The following is a 20,087-nucleotide window of genomic DNA, read 5'->3' as shown; positions in this document are numbered from 1 at the left end:
CTCACTCCTCGAGATACAGCGGGTAGTGCTTGTCGCGGACGATGAACTCCTCTTCGAGCCCGCTGCGGAGGTTCACCCGGCCACCCGCATAAAACGTACGCACCAACGGCCATGTCAGCTCGTACCGTTGGTGCGCCGAAGCCATCAGGAGCGTGTCGGAGCCGGGTCCCTCCACATAGTGGATGTCATCCCAGTTTTCGTAGTCCAAGATCGCAGGCAGGTCCCCCCACCGCGTTGCGCCCAGGTACAGCGGAATCCGGGATCGTTCAACCGCCGCCTGAGGGGACGTCGGATCGCTGGCGAGCGCAAGGCTCCACACCCGTTGCACGCGTCCCGGTCGCGGATCGCGGACCAGCGTCGCCAGCCCCCCACCACGCTGAATCTGGGGCTCGACGATTCGTCCCGCGTTCGGGATCGCCGCTGCGCGGGCGACCTTGTAGACCATGAAATCGTTGAAGCCGACACTCCGCGCCCGAGCTGCGGCCGCGGCGGTGTACGACAACACTGCGCGGCCGGCGTACAGTTGCGAAATCTGAAACGCGCCCAGACAAATCAGGCAACCGATCGCGATGACGACCAGCGCCTCAATCAACGACTGCCCGCGACGGGCGCGACGGTTCGGGACCATGCTTCGCCCCCTCGCCGGGCGCGGAACTCAGTTGCTGCGCGACCCGTCCCGGTCGAGATCCTTCAGATACTGGTGCGAGCTGACGTCCATCGCCGCATCTTTCGCGGCCGAATCGCCGCCCAGCTCCTCCACCGCGCCGGCGAACTTCTCCCGGATCGTGTCGCTGAAGATCGCCACGATCGCGATCGCGGCCAGCGCGACGATCACAACGATGATGATATACTCAGTCAGCGCCTGGCCTCGCTTCTTCAACCGACGGCTGTTCATCGCTGCATCCTCCGGGGTTGCCCCCGCTGTCCACTCCACGCTACCCCCTTTTGCGACGGTTGCCAATCCTCTAGGACCGTGTCGCTCAGGGGTACTCGGAGCCGACCAGATCCATCACGCGGCCGCCGTATTCCCGAAACGTGAACAACAGCAGAGCGAGCATCAATAGCACCAACATCAGCATCGCCGCCATTGCGACGAACTCCACCAACGCCTGACCACGCCGCTCGAGTTGCTGGCGGACACCTCGCATGGTCCGGTCGCTCCGTGATATAAGACGCACTGCGCGGGTAGGATATTGCAGACCTTGGCCGTCGGTCGAGGTCGAGAGGTACGCCGATGAAGGCTCTGAAAGTCGGCCCATGGATCGCGCTGGTCGCCGGGGTGGTGACGGCGACCGCGGCGCTGCGCATTTGCCCCGCGTGCGGACATGAGGCTGGGGCCGAGGATACGCAGTGCGGTCATTGCAAAGCGGCATTGCCGCCGCCGGCCCGGGCGCCCGCACAGCCCGTTACCGGCGTTCCGGCCGCTGTGGCGGAGACCTCCGCGCCGCCGTCGGCCGCGGGTGCACCCCAGCTCCGCAACGAAGTTGTCGCCGAGCAGATCGCGACCGCGCGCCGTCTCGCGGAGCAGGGGGCGGCGTGGGGAGCAATCCTGTTTGCTCGAAATGCCGCCGCGATGCTCGCGATTCAGGGCCCGCAAACCGCCGAGCAGCGTGTTGCGCTCGCCGCGCTGATCCGGGATGCGCGACGTCGGCTCGTGCGCGCGGAGCAGCCCTGTCCGGTGTGCCGAGGCACGGGCGCTCAACGCATGAAGGCGCTCACGCTGAAGGGGGAGGTGGTGGATCAGGTGGTCGTCGGCGGCAAGTGCGGCTACTGCCGCGGCCTCGGCCGGGTACCGGCGCGGACCCCGGATGACCAACTGGCCAACGAGGAGGCGCAAGCGCTGCAGTCGTACGCGGCGGAGCAACAGAAGCGGGGACTTGAAGAGGTCCGCGACCTCTGGTTGCCGGCGGGGCTGTGGGAGACACTCAGCCCCAAACAACAGGCAGCGGCCCGCCGGGCCGCCGGCGTGGTGTGTGAACGTTGTCACGGGTTTGGGTCGCAGTCCTGTGCCACCTGCAATGGCGCCGGCATTTCGGGATGCGGCAACCAAAACTGTGCCGGTGGCACCGAAATCTGCCCCGACTGCAACGGCCGCGGCCGGTCTTCCGGGACACGGGGAGCAACCGCGCTGCAAACCCGATGCGAAACCTGCAACGGGACCGGCAAGCGGACCTGCACCGAATGCACGGGCAAGGGATTCGTTGAGTGCTCGAAGTGCGCCGGTCGCGGCGAATCGGTGTGTGCCGCCTGTCGCGGCACAGGCGAGGGCAGCCCCTGCTCCAAGTGTCAGGGAGACGGGACGATTCCCTGCAGTCGTTGCAGCGGCTCGGGACGGTATCGCGAGGCCATCTGCGCGTCGTGCGACGGCCGCGGCGCATCGTTGTGCAAATCCTGTAACGGCGCCGGCCGGGTATCCCGCCGCTGAGCAATGGATCCCTCCTGGGTGGAGATTGACGCGGCGGCGCTCCGCGACAACCTTCGCGCGATCCGTACCGCGCTGCCCGAACGCACGGAGGTGATTCTGGTCGTCAAGGCGGATGCCTACGGGCATAGCGCGCGGGAGGTTGCGCGGTTGGCCACGGAGGGAGGTGTGCGGTGGCTGGCGGTCGCACATGCGGCCGAATTGAAGGAGGTTCGCGCAGCGGCGCCCCGGGCGCGGCTGCTGGTGCTCGGCCCGATCTTGCCGCATCAGACCGCGGAAGTGCTGCGGCGCGGCGCAACGCCGATCGTCGCCGGTCTGGAGCATGGCCGTGCGCTCGCCGCTGAGGCCCGCCGCCGCCGAAAGCGGTTGACGGTGCACTTAAAGATCGACACCGGTATGGGCCGGATCGGGTTTGGGTGGGCCAGCGCGACGGAAGAGATTCGGCCGCTGTTCGGCGAGCGAGGCCTTTTCATCGAGGGCATCTGCACGCATTTGGCACGAGTCGAGGCCGGAGAGGGTGATCCGGCCGCGGCGCAGCTGCAGCGATTCCGGGAGATTGTGATGGCCGCCGAGTCGTTCGCGGGCCGGAAACTTTTTCAGCACGTCTCGAGCAGCCGGGCGGCGCTGCTGCATCCCGAGTGGGATTTCGATGCGATCCGGCCTGGACTGATTGCCTATGGGTATGGCGCGGCCGACCCCACCGGGCGGATCGTGACGCGCCCGGTGTTGCAGTGGAAATGCCGGGTTGTCCACGTGCGCCGGGTGCCCGCAGGGACGCCGGTCGGCTACTATGGCACCTACGTAACGCCGGCGGCAACAACCCTCGCAGTGGTCTCCGCCGGTTATGCGGATGGCTACCTCCGCGCGCTCAGCAACCGCGCTCACGTATTGATTGGCGGGCGCCGCTGCCGGGTGGTCGGGCGGGTCAGCATGAACTGGATCACTGTTGACGCGGGCCTCTACGCGAATGTACGACCCGGCGACGAGGTGGTGCTGATCGGTCGGCAAGGGAACCAGGAAATCTGGGCGGACGAGCTGGCCACGTTAGCGCGTACGATTCCGTACGAAATCCTCGTCGGCATTCGCGCAACGATTCCTCGCCGCGTCATTTGAAGCCCGAGATCCAGCGCCCCGGAAACCACCGGCTGGGATGCCTCAAACCGCCGGGTGGATGTCCCGCCGGCGGGCGGTCGGCGCTGTGAACGGAATTGCTGGAGATTGAAACAGCCCGCCGAACATCCTCCCCGTGAGGAGCCAGATACCGAGGGGCAAATCGTCACAGCTTGCAGCGAACGATGTGTGCCAGAATGGCCCGTGGCCTCATCGCCGTGGCAAAAAAGATAATTCCAAACAATTTGGGATTAGAAGTTTACGGTTTATTCTTCGCTGGATTCCCGAGATTGGCATGTGTTTTGCTGCGAGGAGCAACGCCTGCGAGTGCCGGCGAGAACGGTTGGAGCAGGCAGGAGATTTTGTCATGTCGAAGGTTCTGGGCATTGATCTGGGCACGACGAACTCGTGCATGGCGGTGATGGAGGGCGGGCAGCCGGTCGTAATTCCGAACGCGGAGGGCGGCCGGACGACGCCCTCGGTGGTGGCCTTCACCAAGAGTGGCGAGCGACTGGTCGGGCAGGCGGCGCGCCGCCAGGCGGTGACGAACCCGAAGAACACGATTTTTTCGATCAAACGGTTCATGGGCCGCCGCTACGACGAGGTGCAGCAGGAGATCAAGCTCGTGCCCTACGAGGTGGTGCGTGCACCGAACGGCGATGCGCACGTGCGGGTGGGGGATCGGGTGTACTCGCCGCCAGAAATCTCCGCGATGATTCTGCAGAAGATGAAGGCAGATGCGGAGGCGTTTCTGGGGGAGAAGATCACGCAGGCGGTGATCACCGTGCCGGCCTACTTCAATGACAGCCAGCGGCAGGCGACGAAGGATGCGGGCCGCATCGCCGGGCTCGAGGTGTTGCGCATCATCAACGAGCCGACCGCCGCGTCGCTCGCGTACGGGCTGGACAAAAAGAAGGACGAGACGATCGCGGTGTACGACCTGGGCGGCGGCACCTTCGACATCTCGATTCTCGAGATCGGCGAGGGTGTGTTCGAGGTGAAGGCGACCAACGGCGATACGCATCTGGGCGGCGACGATTTCGACCAGGTCATCATCCAGTGGCTGCTGCAGGAGTTCCGTCGCGAGCAGGGCATTGACCTCTCGAAGGACCCGATGGCGCTGCAGCGGCTGAAGGATGCGGCGGAGAAGGCGAAGTGTGAGCTGTCGACCGCGCAGCAAACGGAGATCAACCTTCCGTTCATCGCGGCCGGCAGCGATGGCGAGCCGAAGCACCTGAACGTGACGCTGACGCGCGCGAAGCTCGAGCAGCTGGTGGATCATCTGATCGAGCGCAGCGTCGAGCCGGTTCGCAACTGTCTGAAGGACGCCGGGCTATCGTTCTCGGACATTGACGAGGTGGTGCTGGTGGGCGGGATGACGCGCATGCCGAAGGTGCAGGAGCGCGTGAAGGCGCTGTTCGGCCGCGACCCGCACAAGGGCGTCAACCCCGACGAGGTGGTGGCGGTTGGCGCGGCGATCCAGGGCGGTGTGCTGAAGGGCGAGGTGAAGGACGTCCTGCTGCTTGACGTCACGCCGCTGACGCTCGGCATCGAAACGCTGGGCGGTGTGTTCACGCCGTTGATCGAGCGGAACACCACGATCCCAACGCGCAAGAGCCAGATCTTCAGCACCGCGGCCGACGGTCAGACGACCGTCGAGATCCACGTGCTGCAGGGCGAGCGCAAGATGGCGGCGGACAACAAGACGATCGGGCGGTTCCTACTGGACGGCATTCCGCCGGCACCGCGCGGTGTGCCGCAGATCGAGGTGACCTTCGATATTGACGCGAACGGCATCCTGAACGTGTCCGCGAAGGATCTCGGCACCGGCAAGGAGCAGAAAATCACGATCACCGCCTCCAGCGGGCTCGATAAGGCGGAGATCGAGCGGCTGGTGCGCGAGGCGGAAGCGCACGCTGCGGAGGACCAGCGTCGGCGCGAAGAAGTCGAGACGCGCAACCAGGCGGACTCGCTGGCGTACTCGACCGAGAAGGCGCTGAAGGAGTACGGCGACAAGCTTTCGGCGGAGGCAAAACACCGCGTCGAGGATGCGGTGAAGCGACTGCGGGAGGCGATCGATCGCAAGGAGGGCACCGAGGCACTCCGGCGCGCGATGGAGGAGGTGAACCGGCAGATGCAAGCCGCCTCGACGGAGCTCTACTCGCAGGCGCGGCGCACCGGCGCCAGCGGCGGCGCAGCGGGCTCCGGTGGCGCCTCGGGCGGCGGCGCCAGCGCCGGTCGGCGAGAGCGCGACGACGGCGTCATCGACGCGGACTTTACGATGGTGGACGACAAGAAGCCGTAGCACGGCTTTCTGCAGGCGGCGGGTCAGAAGGGGTCCGGGCCCGTGCGCCGTCGTGCAAGGGAGACCCCGAAAGAAGGAGAGTGACGTCGCATGAAGATTCAACCGCTGGCGGATCGGGTTCTGGTGGAACCGATCGAGGAGGCGGAGCAGAAGAAGGGTGGGATCATCATCCCGGACACCGCCAAGGAGAAGCCGACCACCGGTAAAGTTATTGCGATCGGTACCGGCAAGATTGACGAGAAGGGCAACAAGATCCCCTTCAATGTCAAGGTCGGCGACAAGGTGCTGATGCCGAAGTACGGCGGCACCGAAGTGAAACTGGACGACAAGGAGTACCAGATCATCCGCGAGGAGGACATCCTCGGGATCGTGAAGGACTGAGGCTCCGGCACGTCCTCAACCGAATAAGGAGAGTTCAACATGGCAGCGAAGCAACTGAAGTATGATGCCGATGCGCGGCAGGCGATTCTGAGCGGCGTTCAGCAGCTCGCCCGCGCGGTCGCGGTGACGCTGGGGCCGAAAGGCCGGAACGTGATCCTGGACAAGAAGTTCGGGTCGCCGACGGTCACGAAGGACGGTGTCACCGTCGCAAAGGAAATCGAGCTGAAGGACCCGTTCGAGAACATGGGCGCGCAGATGGTGCGCGAAGTGGCCAGCAAGACCAGCGATGTCGCCGGGGACGGGACGACCACCGCGACAGTGCTGGCCGAAGCGATCTATCGCGAGGGGCTGAAGAACGTCACCGCTGGTGCGAATCCGATGTCGCTGAAGCGCGGCATTGACAAGGCGGTCGAGACGGTCGTCGCCGAGCTCAACAAGATGAGCAAGAAGGTAAAGGACCGTTCGGAGATCTGCCAGGTGGCGACGATTTCCGCGAATGGCGACACGACCATCGGTGAAATCATCGCCGACGCGATGGAGAAGGTCGGCAAGGATGGCACGATCACGGTGGAGGAGGCGAAGAGCATCGAGACCACGCTCGAGGTGGTCGAGGGCATGCAGTTCGACAAGGGCTACCAGTCGCCCTACTTCGTCACGAACACCGAGACGATGGAGTGCGTGCTCGAGGACGCCTACGTGCTGGTCTACGAGAAAAAGATCTCGAGCCTGCAGGACTTCCTGCCGCTGCTGCAGAACGTCGCGAAGAGCGGCAAGCCGCTGCTGGTGATCGCGGAGGAGGTCGAGGGCGAAGCGCTCGCGACGCTGGTGGTGAACCGGATCCGCGGTACGCTGCAGTGCTGCGCGGTGAAGGCGCCGGGATTCGGTGACCGCCGGAAGGCGATGTGCGAGGACATCGCGATCCTGACCGGTGGCCGGTTCATCAGCGAGGATCTCGGCATCAAGCTCGAGAACGTGCAGCTTTCCGACCTCGGTCGTGCGAAGCGGATCGTTGTGGACAAGGACACCACCACGATCGTTGAGGGCGCCGGCAAGACCTCCGAGATCAAGGCGCGGATCGAGCAGCTGCGGAAACAGATCGAGGAGACCACCTCGGATTACGACCGTGAGAAGCTGCAGGAGCGCCTCGCGAAACTTGCCGGTGGTGTCGCGGTGATCAGCGTCGGCGCGGCGACCGAAACCGAGATGAAGGAGAAAAAGGCGCGCGTCGAGGATGCGCTGCATGCGACCCGCGCCGCGGTCGAGGAAGGCATCGTGCCGGGCGGCGGCGTGGCGATGGTGCGCGCGGCGGCGGCGCTCGAGTCGCTGAAGCTGTCGGGCGATGAGGCGGTCGGCGTCGAGATCGTCCGCAAGGCCTGCGATGCGCCGTTGCGGCAGCTGGTCGCGAACGCCGGCATCGAGGGCGCGGTGGTGCTCGAGGAAGTGCGCAAGGGCAAGGGCGCCTATGGCTACGACGTCGCGAAGGGCGAGTTCGTGGACATGGTGAAGGCGGGAATCATTGACCCGACGAAGGTTGCCCGGACCGCACTGCAGAATGCCGCCTCGATTGCGGGTCTGCTGCTGACGACGGAGTGCATGGTGACCGAGATTCCGGAGAAGAAAGAAGCTCCGGCCTCCTCGGGCGGCATGGACTACTGAGCCGCGGCAGAGTTCGAGAACATGCAACGGGCGCCCGCAGGGGCGCCCGTTCTTGTTTCCGTGCTGGACTGGCGCGAAGATGCGCGCGGAATCGCGGGCCGTGAGCGCGTCGATTGTTCTGGCCACGATCAACGCGGGGTACGCCCATACCTCGCTGGCGCTGCGGTGTTTGCGGGCGAACCTCGGCCGTTGGCGGGATGCCGCGGAGATTGTCGAGTTCGACGGACGGGCTTCGCCCGAGGCGGTCGCCGCGGCGCTGGTGGCGCGCGCGCCCGCGGTGCTGGCCTTTGGAGTTTTCATCTGGAACGCCGGGGGGGCAGCGGACGTTCTGCAACGGTTCCGCGAGAAGTGCCCGACGGCGCGCGTGGTGCTCGGCGGTCCGGAGGTCAGCCACGACGAGCTACCTCCCCCCCTCAGCGCGCTGTCGGACTGCATCGTCGCGGGCGAGGGGGAGGACATCTTGCCGGAGGTGTGCGCCGCGTTGCTGGGCGGCTCGCCCGTGCCCCACCTTGTGCGTGCCCCGCTTCCGGACCTCGCGCGCCTCGAGGGGCCGGAACCCGAATATACCCCCGACGATCTGACGCATCGCATCGTCTATCTGGAAAGCAGCCGGGGGTGTCCCCACGCGTGCGCCTACTGTCTGTCCTCGACTGCGCCGGGCGTTCGGTGGCGACCGATGGAGGCCGTGGAACGGGCATGGGAGAAACTGCTGCGGCGGGGAGCGCGGCGACTGAAGATCGTGGACCGGACCTTCAACGCTGATGAGCAGCGCGCGGCGCGGCTCCTGCGACGGTTGGCGAGCGCACTACCGGCAGACGGGTCGGTGCAGGTGGAAATGACCCCGGAGCCGCCGGGGCCCGAGCTGTATGCCGCGATGGCATCGTTTCGCCGAGGCGCGCTGCGGGTCGAAGTGGGAGTTCAGACGTTGACGGCGGCCGTCGCGCGCGGTGTCGGCCGGCAACCGGCAGAGCGGCTGGGGGAAGCGGTGGCGGCGATGCATCACACGGGGGCGGTGGTGCATGCGGACCTGATCGTGGGATTGCCGGGCGAAACACCCCAATCGTTCGCGGAGAGTTTCGACCGTCTCGTGGCGCTGGGACCGGACGAGCTGCAGATCAACTTGCTGAAGCGGCTGCGAGGAACGCCGCTCGCGCGGGATCCGGCGTTTCATGCGATGCGCTTTGAGACCACCCCCCCATACACCGTGATTGAGACGCCGAGCTGGCCGGCGCCGCATCTGATGGCGATGCGTAGGTTCGCGCGCTTCTGGGAGCTCTGCTACAACCGTGGACGCTTCCGGCGGACGCTGCCGCTGCTGTGGGAGGGGGGAGCGTCGCCGTTTCGCGAGTTTTTCGAATTCTCCGAACGGTTGCATCGGCGGTTTGGCCGCTGCCACGGTATTCCCCGCGACGATCTTGCCCGGATGCTGATCGAACACCTCACCGGCGGTGCGCGCCTCGCGAGGGATGTGGTGTTGTGCCGACTGGCGCAGGACTACGCGGAGCGCGGCGGCCAGTTTCCCGCCCGGCGCTTCGCCGACATCACGGCCGGCGCGGAGTGACGCTGTGCGATGCCCTTCGGCGGACCGGCGCTGACCGTGCGCGCACGGAGGGTTCGGGCAGCCGAGGAATGACGATGGAACTGAGCGCCGCTCCAAGCATGGCAACCAGCGGTGGCGCGAGCAGAAGCGGCCACTCGGCGCGAATGGCCGGCGTGGCGTCGATCATGCGCGAGATCCGGCCCAGTTCCATCAGTTCGAACAGGATCGTGAGTGTGTTGAGCCGGACGGCTCCATGGCGCACCGGTGCGCTGCCCAGCGCCAGGAGGTTCACCACAACCGTCCAGAGCAGCAACAGCGTTTGTGCGAGCGGCCGGATCCGAAGCGTGCCTAAGAAGAGCTGCGATCCGTGATGGATGGCGGAGGCGGCGAGCGCGCCGTTCGCGAACGTGGCGGCCAGAACCGCCGGCAGCGGGCGCATGCGGCGCCGCCGACGTCGCGTGTGGCGCAGCAGAACATCGCCGGTACTGGGCGCAGGCAGCGACATCAACGGAGCCGCTCCACCTCGGAGCGGAGGTTGTCCGGCGCAGTCCCTTCCTCTTCCGCCGGCCGCGGCAGGGGTGGCGTCGGGGGGAGCGGACCCGCCTCCGACGAGCGCGGCTTTGCGGGTGAGGGCGGGGGGGGGCGCAGAGGTTCCTTGACGGGGGCGGGCGGGGGAGGCGTAGCCGGCAACCATCCGATCAGCGAATGGCCGAGGTAACGTTCCAGCCGCCCCCGCAGCTCGAACCATCGCTCGGGCGGGTAGCCATCCCGCCCGAGGTCCAGCAGCGTGTCTCGTGCCAGGTACATGCGTCCCGCCATCGCAGCCGCCTCCGCCTTCATCGCACGGCCCAGCATGTGGGGATGGTGGGTGAGCAACCGTACCACCAGATTGGAACCCGTCTCGCCGAAGTCCGGTTCGGTGCGCTGGTAGAGAAGGGGATGGTCACCGGCGACGGCGTGGCCGAACGCGGTCTGAATGAAGCCGACCCGATAGTACAGGGCCGCGATCTCGAGGTTCAGTGCGGACGCCTCTTCCATGTTGCTGCGGCCGAGCTGTCCGATGTCGCCAAAGGGATAGGCGATCACCGCGGCGTCCTCCGGCCGGCGGAAATGTTCGATCAGTGCCTGATGACTCTCGCGGTATTCGCGAACGAGACGCTGGCGGAATTCCGTGACCGATTCGAGCCGCTGGTGGGACGGCAGCCAGAGACGATTGGCAAGCGGGGGACCCAGCTGGCCCTCCGCATTCACGATTGCGGGGCGATGAGCGTCGAGCGCGTGACTGCCAAAGTGCCAGCGCCCTTCGCGCCCGGCTTGCTCCAGCGCCGGCCAACTGGCGATAAAGGGGTGACGTTCCTTCACGAAGCCGACGGGTACGTGCATCGTCATGGGGACATCCAGCCGGGCCGAGAGTGGCGTGCCATGCCGAATCGCATCGCGTCGCGCGTCGTCCCAGGTGATGCAGGCCAGACGGGGTGTGCGGCCGCCGACAAACGCGGCACCCCCGCTCTCGAGGAGCCCGGGGATCTCATGCGCGGCGACAAAGCGATAGCCCGCCGCGCGCAGCGCCTCGACGTGTGCGGTGATCTGTGACACCGAGGGCACTTCGCTCCATTCGCTTTCTCCAGCGCCGTGGTAGAGGAGCACGGCGACCGCACCCCGGCGGCCCGCCTCCTCGAGCCGTTCGAGCGCGGTGATCGCGTCCGCGTGACGCTCCGCGGCGAGGTGAAGGCGCGCTTCATAGTAGGCGAGGTAGGGGTCGCGAGGATTGAAGGCGACGATCCGTTCCCACCATTGTCTTGCCTCATCGAATTGGGCGAGGCCGAGATGGGCCTCGAACAGCACGCGAAGCGCTCGCAGGTTCCGGGGGTTGAACTTGTCCAGCACCCGTCGAGCGACCTCGCTGGCCTCCGCATAGCGGGCCGCCTCGATGAGCGTCTCTGCGATCAGCAGTTCGACGTCCGGATCGGGGCCGTCCCGTGCGAGCGCATCGTTGAGGATCGCAATCGCTTGGTCGTACCGTGAGGGCCTGTGATCACGTGCGGCGAGCGTCGAGAGATACTCCGCGCATCGCAGTGCGCAGCGCCGCCGTGCGTACGGTGTCGTTTCGATCTCCGCCAACCGGCGGGTATGACGGAGCGCCTCCTCCAGATCGCCGCGACGGCGTGCGGCCAGCGCGAGCGTGCGCGTGGCCAGCAGGTGATCCGGGTGTTCCTGCAGGAACGCGCGAGCCTCCGCAATCGCGGACTCGTCGCCCGTGTCGTGGATGCGGGCGCAAACTTCACGAATCCACGTATCCGGATCGTTCGGTCGCTCCTGGCGCACCTGCGCCCAGAGTCGGGCGGCCTCGGCGTAGTCGCGGTGCGCAAACAGCGCGGCGGCCATCTCGCGGCGGAAGTCGGCGCGGTCGGGGTAACGCTCGCACAGCTCGCGGATTTCCGCGAGCGCTTCCTCCACCCAGCCCAACCAGCGGCGCAGTCGGATGCGCTGAAACCGCGCGTCGAGATCAGCCGGCGCCACCTGCAGCGCGCGGTCGTAATGAGTGACGGCCTCCGCAAGACGCCCCATCGCGATGGCCAGCTCGGCGAGCCACTTGTTGGGTTCGGGGCGATGGCTGGCGACGCTGCGGCATGTTTTCCAGAGAGTTTCCGCGCGCTGGGGTTCGCCGGTGCGCCAGTACAGCAGCCCGAGCACCTCCCACAACCGCAGCTGCTCGGGCGTTGCCCGCAGTTCCTCCTCCAGCTTCGCGATCGCGCCGGCCACGTTGCCGTTCTCGGTGAGACGAATCGCGTCGCGAATCGCCGGCGGGTCACCCGAGCGGGCAAGGAGGGGGCGGGTTGGCGGCCGCACCTCACGTTCGACGATGGACGAGGGTTCTGGCGGGGGCTGTCGGTAATCGTCCTGGGGCGCGGCAGCGCGCGTGCGGAGCAGCAGCACAGCGCCAACCGCCGTCCACCGCCCCCTCCACCCCATCCTCGGCCGCGGCCTCACCGCGGAAGCTCCTTTCCCGGTTTGGCGATGTGCCGCTCGCACACCCCAGCGACCAGAGTACGCGGGAGGCGGGGGCGAGCAAGCGCAACGTGGCCGGCCCGCATCAGCGGTACTGAAACGCGCTGCGGCCGATGAACTCGCGGAGGATCGACGTCGGCGGCACCGGCCCGAACGGCAACGGCAGGAAACTGGCCAGAAATGCGGTCAACCGGCGCGCCTCCGCGTACTGCGGGTGATAGGGCTTCACCTCGTTCAGCAGGGGCTCCACGAGCGGCTTCAGCACCGCCAGCTCATAATCCAGCGCCGAGTTGAACGCGGCTTCCGCCTGGTTCTGATAGGGAAAGATCCACCGCTTTTCGCCGCGCCGCACCGACGGCCACAGGTCGAGCGTTCTCAGCGCCGGATGGCCCCGGAACTGATGGTCGCGAACAATACGCCGCAACAGACGGTTGTCAGTGGTCGCAATCCGGTTGTTCTCATCGAGGTTGAGCTGCGTCAGCGCGCTCACGTACAGGCGGAACACGTGTTCCCGCGGAATCGCCGCGCCGATCCGCGGGTTCAGGCAGTGAATGCCCTCCAGCAGCACGATTTCGTCCGGCTCAAGACGGAGCGCTCGCCCCGTGGGCTCGCGTTGACCGGTCTTGAAATTGAAGAGCGGCATTTCGATGGTTTCTCCCGCCTCCAGCCGCGCGGTGTGCTCGTTGAACAGTTCGAGGTCCAGCGCATCGATGTGCTCGAAGTCCGGCTGGCCCGATTCGTCCCGTGGCGTCAGCTCCCGGTTTCGGAAGTAATTGTCGAGCGAGATCGCCACCGGCCGCAGCCCGTTGACCCGCAGTTGAATCGCCAGCCGTTTCGCGAAAGTGGTCTTGCCGGAGGAAGAGGGACCGGCGATCAGAATCCAGCGCGGAACCGGCCGGCGTTCCGCGATGCGGTCGGCGAGCCGGGCGATCGTCTTCTCGTGCAGCGCTTCCGCGATGCGAATGATCTCATCCGCCTGGCGGTCGGCGATCAGCCGGTTCAGATCACCCACCGTGCGCAGTCCGAGAATGCGTCCCCATTCCTTGTGTTCCGAAAAGATGCGAAACAGCTCCGGCTGCGGTTCGAACGGTGCCAGCGCCGGGGCGTTGTCGCGGTCCGGGAACAACAACACAAACCCTGGCGGGTGAGGAATCAGATCGAAATGCCGCAACGCACCCGTGCGGCTGGCCAGCACGCCGTGCGCGAGGTCGGTGAAGCCGTCGCAGTCGTAGACGACGACCTTCGGTGGATTGCGAAAGCGGAGCAGGTCGGCTTTGTCCTGCTGGCCGGCCGCATCGAACCTTCGAAGGGCTTCCGCGAACGCAATCTTGCGGCGCTCGATCGGCCGATTCATGGCGGCAAGCTCGCGCATTCGGTTGCGCAACCGGGCGATCACCTCGGGGGAGGGAGGGGTGCCGTTCACCTGGAACGAGCAGTAGAAGCCGGGACCCAGGGAGTGCTCGACCGCGAACTTCGCGGAGGGGTAGAGCTCGCGCACCGTTTTCGCCAACAGGAACGCGACCGAGTTGCGATAGATGCGCCAGCCAAACCGGTCGCGCATCGTCAGCAGCGTGACGTCACTGTCCACCTCCAGCGGATAGGAAAGGGTCACGACCTCGTTGTTCACTAGGGCCCCGAGCCAGTCCAGATCGTCCGGCGGCCGGTGTCGGGCACACAGCTCGCCGACCGGCGTGCCGACGGGCACGTCGACGGGCTCATCGCCCTGCACGCGCACACGGACGAACAGAGAAGCGGACGTTGATCTCATCGTTTCGCGGCAGAGTGGCGCTACTTGATGCCGAGGCCTGGGTGGGTCAGTCGGCCGGCGGGCGTGAAATTGCGGTGCCACTTGAGGTCCCAGATCATCGTCAGATCCACGCGCTCCGCATGCCCGTCGCAAAAACTCACCGCGATTCCCTTACGGTGGCGGTTCAGGATCCAGTTGCTGGCTCCATCCAGGTTCGCCGGCCAGGAGACGGCGCTGATCGGACCGGTTTCGTACCATGCGCCGTCGGTGAACGCGGGCGTCCGGGACTCGGTCTGGGACATCAGCGTGTAGTCGTTTGCGCCGGGTGTGCGGTTCGCCACGTGGGTGTTCACCGCGAGGCTGCCGACCCAGCCGTTGAACGTCCAGGCCCGGTCCACCGAGCCGCGCGCCGGATTCGGGCGAACGGCGTTCGGGCACAGCCGCACCTCCGCCCGCTGCCCGACGCCCAGGATGAGGTCGAGCGAGGCCATCCAGTGGCCGGACGCATCGGGCTGGATCGTGCGGTTATTGTTCTGCGCGGCGAGCTGAATCATCGCCTTTGCGTGCTGACCGCAATTGTTCACGCAGTGCATTTCGCGGGCTTTCGCAATTGAGTTGGACAGCGTCGGCAGCAGCATGCCGGCCAGCACAGCGATGATCGAAATCACCACCAGCATCTCCACCAGCGTAAATCCGCTCGCGCTGCTGCGTTTCATCCTGCCAGCTCCACGCGCTCTGCCGCCAGAGCACTCTAACATCCGGCGGCGCTCGCGTCTATGGGTCCGTGGCCATCCGCTCGCGGCCGCGACAACGTCGGGACGGCGTTCTCGACGAGGAGCAGGAGGCGTTACCGTAGAGGCGGAAAGGCGCTTGACGCGCCGCCGGCCCGACGCGCATGCTGGGCCGGCACTGATGCGCATGGCGGTTCACATTCGATGACCGGCTGGATACTGCGCGACAACGACTGGAACGTGCGCCCCCCCGCGGCCGCCTGCGCCGTCTGCGGACGGCGCTTCGCGGACGGAGAGAACATCCTCTCGCGGCTCGAGTTCGACGCCGGGGCCGGCCACCGCCGGGCGGATCTCTGCCTCGCTTGTGCGGGTGCTGCGTCGGACCGTTGGGTGAGCGCGTGGCGAACAGTCTGGCGCTCACCGCCGGCGACGGCCGAGCCAATCCAGCGAGAGACCGCGGAGTCGCTGCTGCGGCGTCTGATCGAGTCGCGCGACGAACGACATCTGGCCGCGATTTTCGTGCTCGCGGTGATGCTGGAGCGCAAGCGAGTGCTGGTGGAGCGCGACGTGGAGCTGATGGAAGGGGGCCGTCGCCGCCGCATCTACGAGCACCGCCGGACTGGTGAGGTCTTCACGATCGTGGATCCCCCCCTGCATCTCGACGATCTCGAGCGTGTGCAGCTGGAGGTGGCTCAGCTGCTGGAGGGGGGCGATGCCGCCGTTCCCGCGACCGCCGCGTCCGGATGAGGTTCGACCTGCTCATTCGCGGCGGCCTCGTCTGCGACGGCAGTGGCGGAGAGCCGGTGCGGGTGGATGTCGGCGTGCGAGGGGGCCGCATCGAGGAGATCGGCGACCTCGCGCGGGCAGATGCGGCTGAGCTGATCGACGCGGAGGGGCGCATCGTCAGCCCCGGTTTTATCGACGTTCACTCCCATTCGGACGTCAATTTGCTGGTCGATCCTCGCGCAACCAGCAAGATCGCCCAAGGCATCACGACCGAAGTGATCGGCAACTGCGGTGCCTCCGCTGCGCCGCGGTTTGGGCAGCGGCGGTTGCCCGCCGATTGGGAGGCGCAACCGGTGCCGGCGACGTGGCGGCGCATGGCGGAGTATCTGGCGCTACTGGAGACCGCCCGCCCGTCGGTGAACGTGCTGGCGCTGGTTGGCCACAACGCGCTGCGGGGCTGCATCGCCGGTTACGACGCGCGCGCACTCGACCCCGCCGAGAGGGAGGCGCTGCTGCAGGAACTGACTGGCGCACTGGAGGAAGGGGCGGCGGGGGTGAGTTTCGGCCTGGCCTATTCGCCGGGCATGTTCGCGCCACCGGAGGAGCTGCGCGCGGTCGCTGCGGCGGCGGCGCGGCGAGGCGCGATCGTCACTGTCCATTTGCGCAGTGAGGGCGACGAGCTCCTCGAGTCGATTCGCGAGATGCTCGACCTTGCCCGCGCGACCAGCGCCCGCCTGCAGATCTCCCACCTGAAGACGTCCGGCCCCCGCAACTGGGCGAAGATTGAGCCGGCGCTGGAGATGATCGAGAAAGCTCGCGCGGCCGGCGTGGACGTGGCGGCCGACCGCTATCCTTACACTGCTTCGGCGACGGATCTGGACGTGATTCTTCCCCACTGGGCGGCGGCGGGGAGCCGGGCGGAGGTGCTTGCGCGGTTACGCGACTCGACGCTGCGGGCCCGCATTCGCGCGGAGCTGATGGAGGAGCGGCCGTCGGCAGAGGACTGGGCGCGCATTGTGATTGGCTCGACGCAGCGACGGCATCAGCACGAGCTGACTGGCCGCACGCTCGCCGAGATCGCCGAAGCGTGGGCGACCGATCCGGCGGACGCCGCGCTGCGGCTGATCGAGGAGGACGAGCTGGCCACGCAGGCGTTTTTTTTCGGAATGAGTGAGGCGAACATGTGGCGCATTCTCGCGCAGCCGTGGGTGATGCTCGGCACGGATGCGGGCGTGCGCTCTCCGACCGGCCCGCTCAGTCGCGATCACCCCCATCCGCGCGCCTACGGGACGATGCCGCGTTTTCTGCGAGCGTCGCTCGACGGCCGCACCGTGCCGCTGCCGGAAGCGATCCGCAAAATGACCGCACTACCGGCGGAACATTTTCGCCTTGCGGACCGCGGGCGAATTGCGAAGGGATGCGCGGCTGACCTTGTCGTGTTCGATCCGCGGCGCGTCGCTGACCGCGCGGACTTCGCCACACCTCATGTGTTGGCCGATGGCATTGATTGGGTCATCGTGAACGGTGTCCCGACATGGTGTGAGGGTCGCCCCACGGGTCGTACCGCCGGCCGGCTGCTACGGCGCACGGATTGACGCGCCGCCGGAAGAGGCTCACACCGCCGCCTCGTCACGGTTGCCGCTGCGTGCCGATCTGCGCGGAGGTGGTCGCGCGAGGGGGCACTGTGCCGGGGGGCCGCACCAGAGACGAGTCCACTGGGGTCGGCTGTTGGGCTGGTGCTCTTGATGCTGCCGGGGATCGCGAGTCTATTCCTTCTGTGGCTCTCAGCTGTCCTTTGCGGTTCCTTGTGGTCCTGCTAACACCTCGCCGGTGGCGTTCAGCAATGACGTGACGTGGTGCCGACAGCGCTGGGCCGAGCTGGGGGCGGTCGGGCCCGGCCGCACAACGGAGCGAGGGTTGTCCGCCGTCGATTTTGAACGCTGCTGGCTTTCGTTTGCGGCGAACGGACGCCGTCACGGAGGGCCGGATGTCGATCGGACGGCACACACGGCGAGCTTCGGCGACGAGTCCGCGATGGTGGTTCGGGCCCGATTTCAGCGTGGCTGTCCGCTTCGACGCGATCCGCTCGGTTTTTGGAGGAGGCCGTCGCGGGGCGCTCAGTTGCCGGCTCGGGAGGCGAGCGCGTTTTCGTGGTTGCGCGCGTGCGTTTCGCGAAGGTCCAGCTCACGGATCAGCTGCCGCTGCGTGGTCCAACGGTACACTGCCCACGGAATGCCGATTACAAACCCGGCCGAGACCACCCAGTTCGCCGGCCGCGGCAGGTACCATGCGGTCAGGACGAACGCGGCGATCAGGGTCCAGGTGGCCAGACACACGCGGCGCGCGAACGCGCGCTCGCGCGGGCCGACGGCGGAACGCACGCTTGTACGGCTGGCGACCGCGCCCACCCCCACCACCACCACCGCCAATGCGATTCCTCCGATCTGCAGAATGTTCATCGGACGGCACGTCTCCCCGGTTCCAACCCGCCGCGCTAGAAATAGAGATCGCGTTCGCCCTTCGCGGTTCGCTCAAGGGCGGCGCTCAGTGCCGGGAACCAGCGCGGCATGTTGCGCCGAACCTCCTCGACCTCCTGTTGCAGCAGCGGTTCGGCGACCGCGCGGGTCTCGTCGCTGGCGAAATCGTCCAGCCACTCCCGGTAGGTGATGATCGCGTTCAGTTTGCAGAACCGCCCCTCCGCGCCGCTGCGCAGCAGGTCCATGATGCACTGGCCGGTCCGGCCGCAGCGGTAGCCGGCAGTGCAGAACGACGTGATCATCCCCATCTGAGCCAGCTCGCGAACCAGGTCGTCCAGACTGCGGGTGTCGCCGAGCTCAAACTGTTGGCGGGAGGGGTCCTGCGCGCGATCCGCGCGGCCGCCGGCGTAGCCGCCGACCTCGATCCGCGAGGAGGCGTCCGTCTGGGTGACGCCCAACCCGATCAGCCGTCGGCGCATGGCGGGCCCCTCGCGCGCGGTCAGGATCATGCCGGTGTACGGCACGGCCAGCCGGATCAGCACGACCGCGCGCTCGAGCTCCTCGTCCGATACGCGCCATCGAGTCTCCTGCACGTAGGGCGCATTGTCCGCGGGTTCCAGGCGGGGGAAGGAGATCGTGTGAGGGCCGATTCCGCAGGCACGTTCGAGCTCAATCGCGTGCGCCAGCAGCCCCATCACCTCAAAGCGCCAGTCCGCCAGACCGAACAGCGCGCCGAGCCCCACATCGTCAATACCGGCCTCCATCGCTCGGTGCATGGTGTAGAGGCGCCACGCGTAGTTCGCCTTGAAGCCGGACGGGTGGACGCGGCGGTACACATCGGGATCGTAGGTCTCCTGGAAGACCTGGTAGGTGCCCAGCCCGGCCTGCTTGAGCTGCCGCAGCTCCGCGGTGCGCAGCGGCGGCGCGTTCACGTTCACCCGCCGGATTTGGCCCCATCCGACGCGCGCGCGGACCTTCACCGAATAGATGATGCGGATCGTCTCGCACATGAACTCGACGTCGGTGGCCGGGTGTTCCCCAAACACGATGATCAGCCGTTTGTGGCCGATCCGACCTGCCAGCGTCTCCACCTCCGCGCGCAGCTCCTCCGCGGTGAGGATCTGCCGCGGCATCGAGCGGTTGCCACTGCGCAGCCCGCAGTACTGGCAGTCGTTCACGCAGGCGTTGCCGATGTACAGCGGCGCAAACGTGACGATGCGGTTGTCGTACACCTTCCGCTTGATCTCCGCGGCCGCCGCGCGCATTTCCGCCCACAGCTCCGGATCGCGCACATGGAGCAGCGTCGCCAGCTCGTCGAGCGAGAGCGTCTGCACCGCCCGCGACTTTGCGAGGATCGCCCGCACCTCGCCGGGGTCGGTGGGGCGCTCCGCGGCGCGGGCCAGCGCCGCCCGGATGGCGTTGGCGTCGAGGAAGTCGCAACCACCGGGCCGCCACTTTGCGATCTCCTCCATCGCAATGCGGGTTTCGGCCCAGCGCCCACCTGCGTGCAGAACAGCCGACGCGGCGCTGCTCATTGTGTTGCCTCCGCTGTTGTCGCGGCGGGTCGCGCGAGGGCTGAGCGGACCAGCACGCCCTCAATCTGTCCGAGCCGGCCGGTCAGGCGGCCCAGCTCGTCCGTCGTCGCATCGACAATCAGCGTGATGACGCATACTCCCCGTTTCGGATAGGGCAGGCCGGTGCGCGCGACGATCAGGTGGCCGTGCTCGGAGAGCACCTCGTTCACTCGCGCCGCGGCCCTCTGCCGGTCGCTCACCACAATGCCGACAAACCCCAGCCGTGATTCCATTTCTGCCCGGACCGCATCTGGGCGAGCGGCGACCTGCGCGGTGAGATCCCTGCGGCACACCGGCGGGTCCCTCGGCGTCAGACCGGCCGTCCTCGCCTCACGCAGCCACCAACATACGTCCAAATCCCTCGTCCGTCCAATGTTTGGATCTTCCCTTCCACCGGCCGTGGGCGTCG

General features: G+C 67.0%; 18 protein-coding genes. 8 read left to right on the top strand and 10 right to left on the bottom strand.

The window, feature by feature from the left end:
* Nucleotide 1: 1 nt before the first annotated feature.
* From N2652_04705 to N2652_04695, 3 genes are all read right to left on the bottom strand, one after another.
* Entirely contained in the window at nucleotides 2-628 is a 627-nt protein-coding gene (locus tag N2652_04705; GenBank protein ID MCX7818496.1) for a prepilin-type N-terminal cleavage/methylation domain-containing protein, read from the bottom strand.
* A gap of 27 nt (nucleotides 629-655) precedes the next feature.
* Nucleotides 656-895, bottom strand: a complete 240-nt coding sequence (locus N2652_04700; protein MCX7818495.1) for a hypothetical protein — start codon at nucleotides 893-895, stop codon at nucleotides 656-658.
* A gap of 85 nt (nucleotides 896-980) precedes the next feature.
* Entirely contained in the window at nucleotides 981-1,148 is a 168-nt protein-coding gene (locus N2652_04695) for a hypothetical protein (GenBank protein MCX7818494.1), read from the bottom strand.
* 86 nt (nucleotides 1,149-1,234) lie between these two features.
* Here N2652_04695 and N2652_04690 point away from each other — a divergent pair, with 86 nt between their 5' ends.
* From N2652_04690 to N2652_04665, 6 genes are all read left to right on the top strand, one after another.
* The gene (locus N2652_04690) at nucleotides 1,235-2,425 is read left to right on the top strand and encodes a hypothetical protein (GenBank protein ID MCX7818493.1); all 1,191 of its coding nucleotides are present in this window, start codon (nucleotides 1,235-1,237) and stop codon (nucleotides 2,423-2,425) included.
* A 3-nt stretch (nucleotides 2,426-2,428) separates the two neighbouring features.
* Complete coding sequence (alr, locus tag N2652_04685) at nucleotides 2,429-3,535, top strand: alanine racemase (protein MCX7818492.1); 1,107 nt, start codon at nucleotides 2,429-2,431, stop codon at nucleotides 3,533-3,535.
* A gap of 364 nt (nucleotides 3,536-3,899) precedes the next feature.
* A complete protein-coding gene (gene dnaK / locus N2652_04680; GenBank protein MCX7818491.1) occupies nucleotides 3,900-5,837 on the top strand; it encodes a molecular chaperone DnaK in 1,938 nt (645 codons plus the stop codon).
* A gap of 90 nt (nucleotides 5,838-5,927) precedes the next feature.
* Entirely contained in the window at nucleotides 5,928-6,218 is a 291-nt protein-coding gene (groES, locus tag N2652_04675; protein MCX7818490.1) for a co-chaperone GroES, read from the top strand.
* Nucleotides 6,219-6,257: 39 nt separating this feature from the next.
* Entirely contained in the window at nucleotides 6,258-7,874 is a 1,617-nt protein-coding gene (gene groL, locus N2652_04670; GenBank protein ID MCX7818489.1) for a chaperonin GroEL, read from the top strand.
* Between the two features lie 100 nt (nucleotides 7,875-7,974).
* Nucleotides 7,975-9,435, top strand: a complete 1,461-nt coding sequence (locus N2652_04665) for a B12-binding domain-containing radical SAM protein (protein MCX7818488.1) — start codon at nucleotides 7,975-7,977, stop codon at nucleotides 9,433-9,435.
* Here N2652_04665 and N2652_04660 read toward each other — a convergent pair.
* The 4 genes from N2652_04660 to N2652_04645 all read right to left on the bottom strand — a co-directional run bounded on the left by N2652_04660 (nucleotide 9,416) and on the right by N2652_04645 (nucleotide 14,886).
* On the bottom strand, nucleotides 9,416-9,919 hold the full coding sequence (locus N2652_04660) for a hypothetical protein (protein ID MCX7818487.1): 504 nt from the start codon (nucleotides 9,917-9,919) through the stop codon (nucleotides 9,416-9,418). The two genes, N2652_04665 and N2652_04660, sit on opposite strands and share 20 nt — an antisense overlap.
* Nucleotides 9,919-12,405 carry a tetratricopeptide repeat protein gene (locus N2652_04655; GenBank protein ID MCX7818486.1) on the bottom strand — a complete coding sequence of 829 codons (2,487 nt, stop codon included), beginning with the start codon at nucleotides 12,403-12,405 and terminating at the stop codon, nucleotides 9,919-9,921. Before N2652_04655 ends, N2652_04660 begins: the two co-directional genes overlap by 1 nt.
* A 103-nt stretch (nucleotides 12,406-12,508) precedes the next feature.
* The gene (locus N2652_04650) at nucleotides 12,509-14,191 is read right to left on the bottom strand and encodes a nucleoside kinase (protein ID MCX7818485.1); all 1,683 of its coding nucleotides are present in this window, start codon (nucleotides 14,189-14,191) and stop codon (nucleotides 12,509-12,511) included.
* 20 nt (nucleotides 14,192-14,211) lie between these two features.
* Entirely contained in the window at nucleotides 14,212-14,886 is a 675-nt protein-coding gene (locus tag N2652_04645) for a type II secretion system GspH family protein (protein ID MCX7818484.1), read from the bottom strand.
* Between the two features lie 219 nt (nucleotides 14,887-15,105).
* Here N2652_04645 and N2652_04640 point away from each other — a divergent pair, with 219 nt between their 5' ends.
* Complete coding sequence (locus tag N2652_04640) at nucleotides 15,106-15,648, top strand: hypothetical protein (protein MCX7818483.1); 543 nt, start codon at nucleotides 15,106-15,108, stop codon at nucleotides 15,646-15,648.
* Nucleotides 15,645-17,222, top strand: a complete 1,578-nt coding sequence (locus tag N2652_04635; GenBank protein MCX7818482.1) for a D-aminoacylase — start codon at nucleotides 15,645-15,647, stop codon at nucleotides 17,220-17,222. Before N2652_04640 ends, N2652_04635 begins: the two co-directional genes overlap by 4 nt.
* A gap of 522 nt (nucleotides 17,223-17,744) precedes the next feature.
* On the opposite strand, the gene N2652_04630 is transcribed toward N2652_04635, so the two are convergent.
* Genes N2652_04630 through N2652_04620 form a run of 3 tightly spaced genes read right to left on the bottom strand, consistent with a single transcriptional unit; the run spans nucleotide 17,745 to nucleotide 19,911 of the window.
* Entirely contained in the window at nucleotides 17,745-18,086 is a 342-nt protein-coding gene (locus N2652_04630; protein ID MCX7818481.1) for a hypothetical protein, read from the bottom strand.
* A 35-nt stretch (nucleotides 18,087-18,121) separates the two neighbouring features.
* Entirely contained in the window at nucleotides 18,122-19,639 is a 1,518-nt protein-coding gene (gene hydG, locus N2652_04625; protein ID MCX7818480.1) for a [FeFe] hydrogenase H-cluster radical SAM maturase HydG, read from the bottom strand.
* Entirely contained in the window at nucleotides 19,636-19,911 is a 276-nt protein-coding gene (locus N2652_04620; GenBank protein ID MCX7818479.1) for an iron-only hydrogenase system regulator, read from the bottom strand. The genes hydG and N2652_04620 overlap by 4 nt, the downstream gene beginning before the upstream one ends.
* Between the last annotated feature and the right edge of the window lie 176 nt (nucleotides 19,912-20,087).

The sequence above is a fragment of the Kiritimatiellia bacterium genome (assembly GCA_026417735.1).
Classification (GTDB): Bacteria; Verrucomicrobiota; Kiritimatiellia; order PWTM01; family PWTM01; genus CAACVY01.
The sequence above is the reverse complement of the archived record's forward strand: the minus strand, read 5'-3'. Positions and strand labels throughout refer to the sequence as shown.

Bases quoted from the DNA above. Each gene is read 5' to 3' on its own strand.
- N2652_04705 (MCX7818496.1), bottom strand. From the start codon at position 628: ATGGTCCCGAACCGTCGCGCCCGTCGCGGGCAGTCGTTGATTGAGGCG.
- N2652_04700 (MCX7818495.1), bottom strand. From the start codon at position 895: ATGAACAGCCGTCGGTTGAAGAAGCGAGGCCAGGCGCTGACTGAGTAT.
- N2652_04695 (MCX7818494.1), bottom strand. From the start codon at position 1,148: ATGCGAGGTGTCCGCCAGCAACTCGAGCGGCGTGGTCAGGCGTTGGTG.
- N2652_04690 (MCX7818493.1), top strand. From the start codon at position 1,235: ATGAAGGCTCTGAAAGTCGGCCCATGGATCGCGCTGGTCGCCGGGGTG.
- alr (MCX7818492.1), top strand. From the start codon at position 2,429: ATGGATCCCTCCTGGGTGGAGATTGACGCGGCGGCGCTCCGCGACAAC.
- dnaK (MCX7818491.1), top strand. From the start codon at position 3,900: ATGTCGAAGGTTCTGGGCATTGATCTGGGCACGACGAACTCGTGCATG.
- groES (MCX7818490.1), top strand. From the start codon at position 5,928: ATGAAGATTCAACCGCTGGCGGATCGGGTTCTGGTGGAACCGATCGAG.
- groL (MCX7818489.1), top strand. From the start codon at position 6,258: ATGGCAGCGAAGCAACTGAAGTATGATGCCGATGCGCGGCAGGCGATT.
- N2652_04660 (MCX7818487.1), bottom strand. From the start codon at position 9,919: ATGTCGCTGCCTGCGCCCAGTACCGGCGATGTTCTGCTGCGCCACACG.
- N2652_04650 (MCX7818485.1), bottom strand. From the start codon at position 14,191: ATGAGATCAACGTCCGCTTCTCTGTTCGTCCGTGTGCGCGTGCAGGGC.
- N2652_04645 (MCX7818484.1), bottom strand. From the start codon at position 14,886: ATGAAACGCAGCAGCGCGAGCGGATTTACGCTGGTGGAGATGCTGGTG.
- N2652_04640 (MCX7818483.1), top strand. From the start codon at position 15,106: ATGACCGGCTGGATACTGCGCGACAACGACTGGAACGTGCGCCCCCCC.
- N2652_04635 (MCX7818482.1), top strand. From the start codon at position 15,645: ATGAGGTTCGACCTGCTCATTCGCGGCGGCCTCGTCTGCGACGGCAGT.
- N2652_04630 (MCX7818481.1), bottom strand. From the start codon at position 18,086: ATGAACATTCTGCAGATCGGAGGAATCGCATTGGCGGTGGTGGTGGTG.
- hydG (MCX7818480.1), bottom strand. From the start codon at position 19,639: ATGAGCAGCGCCGCGTCGGCTGTTCTGCACGCAGGTGGGCGCTGGGCC.
- N2652_04620 (MCX7818479.1), bottom strand. From the start codon at position 19,911: ATGGAATCACGGCTGGGGTTTGTCGGCATTGTGGTGAGCGACCGGCAG.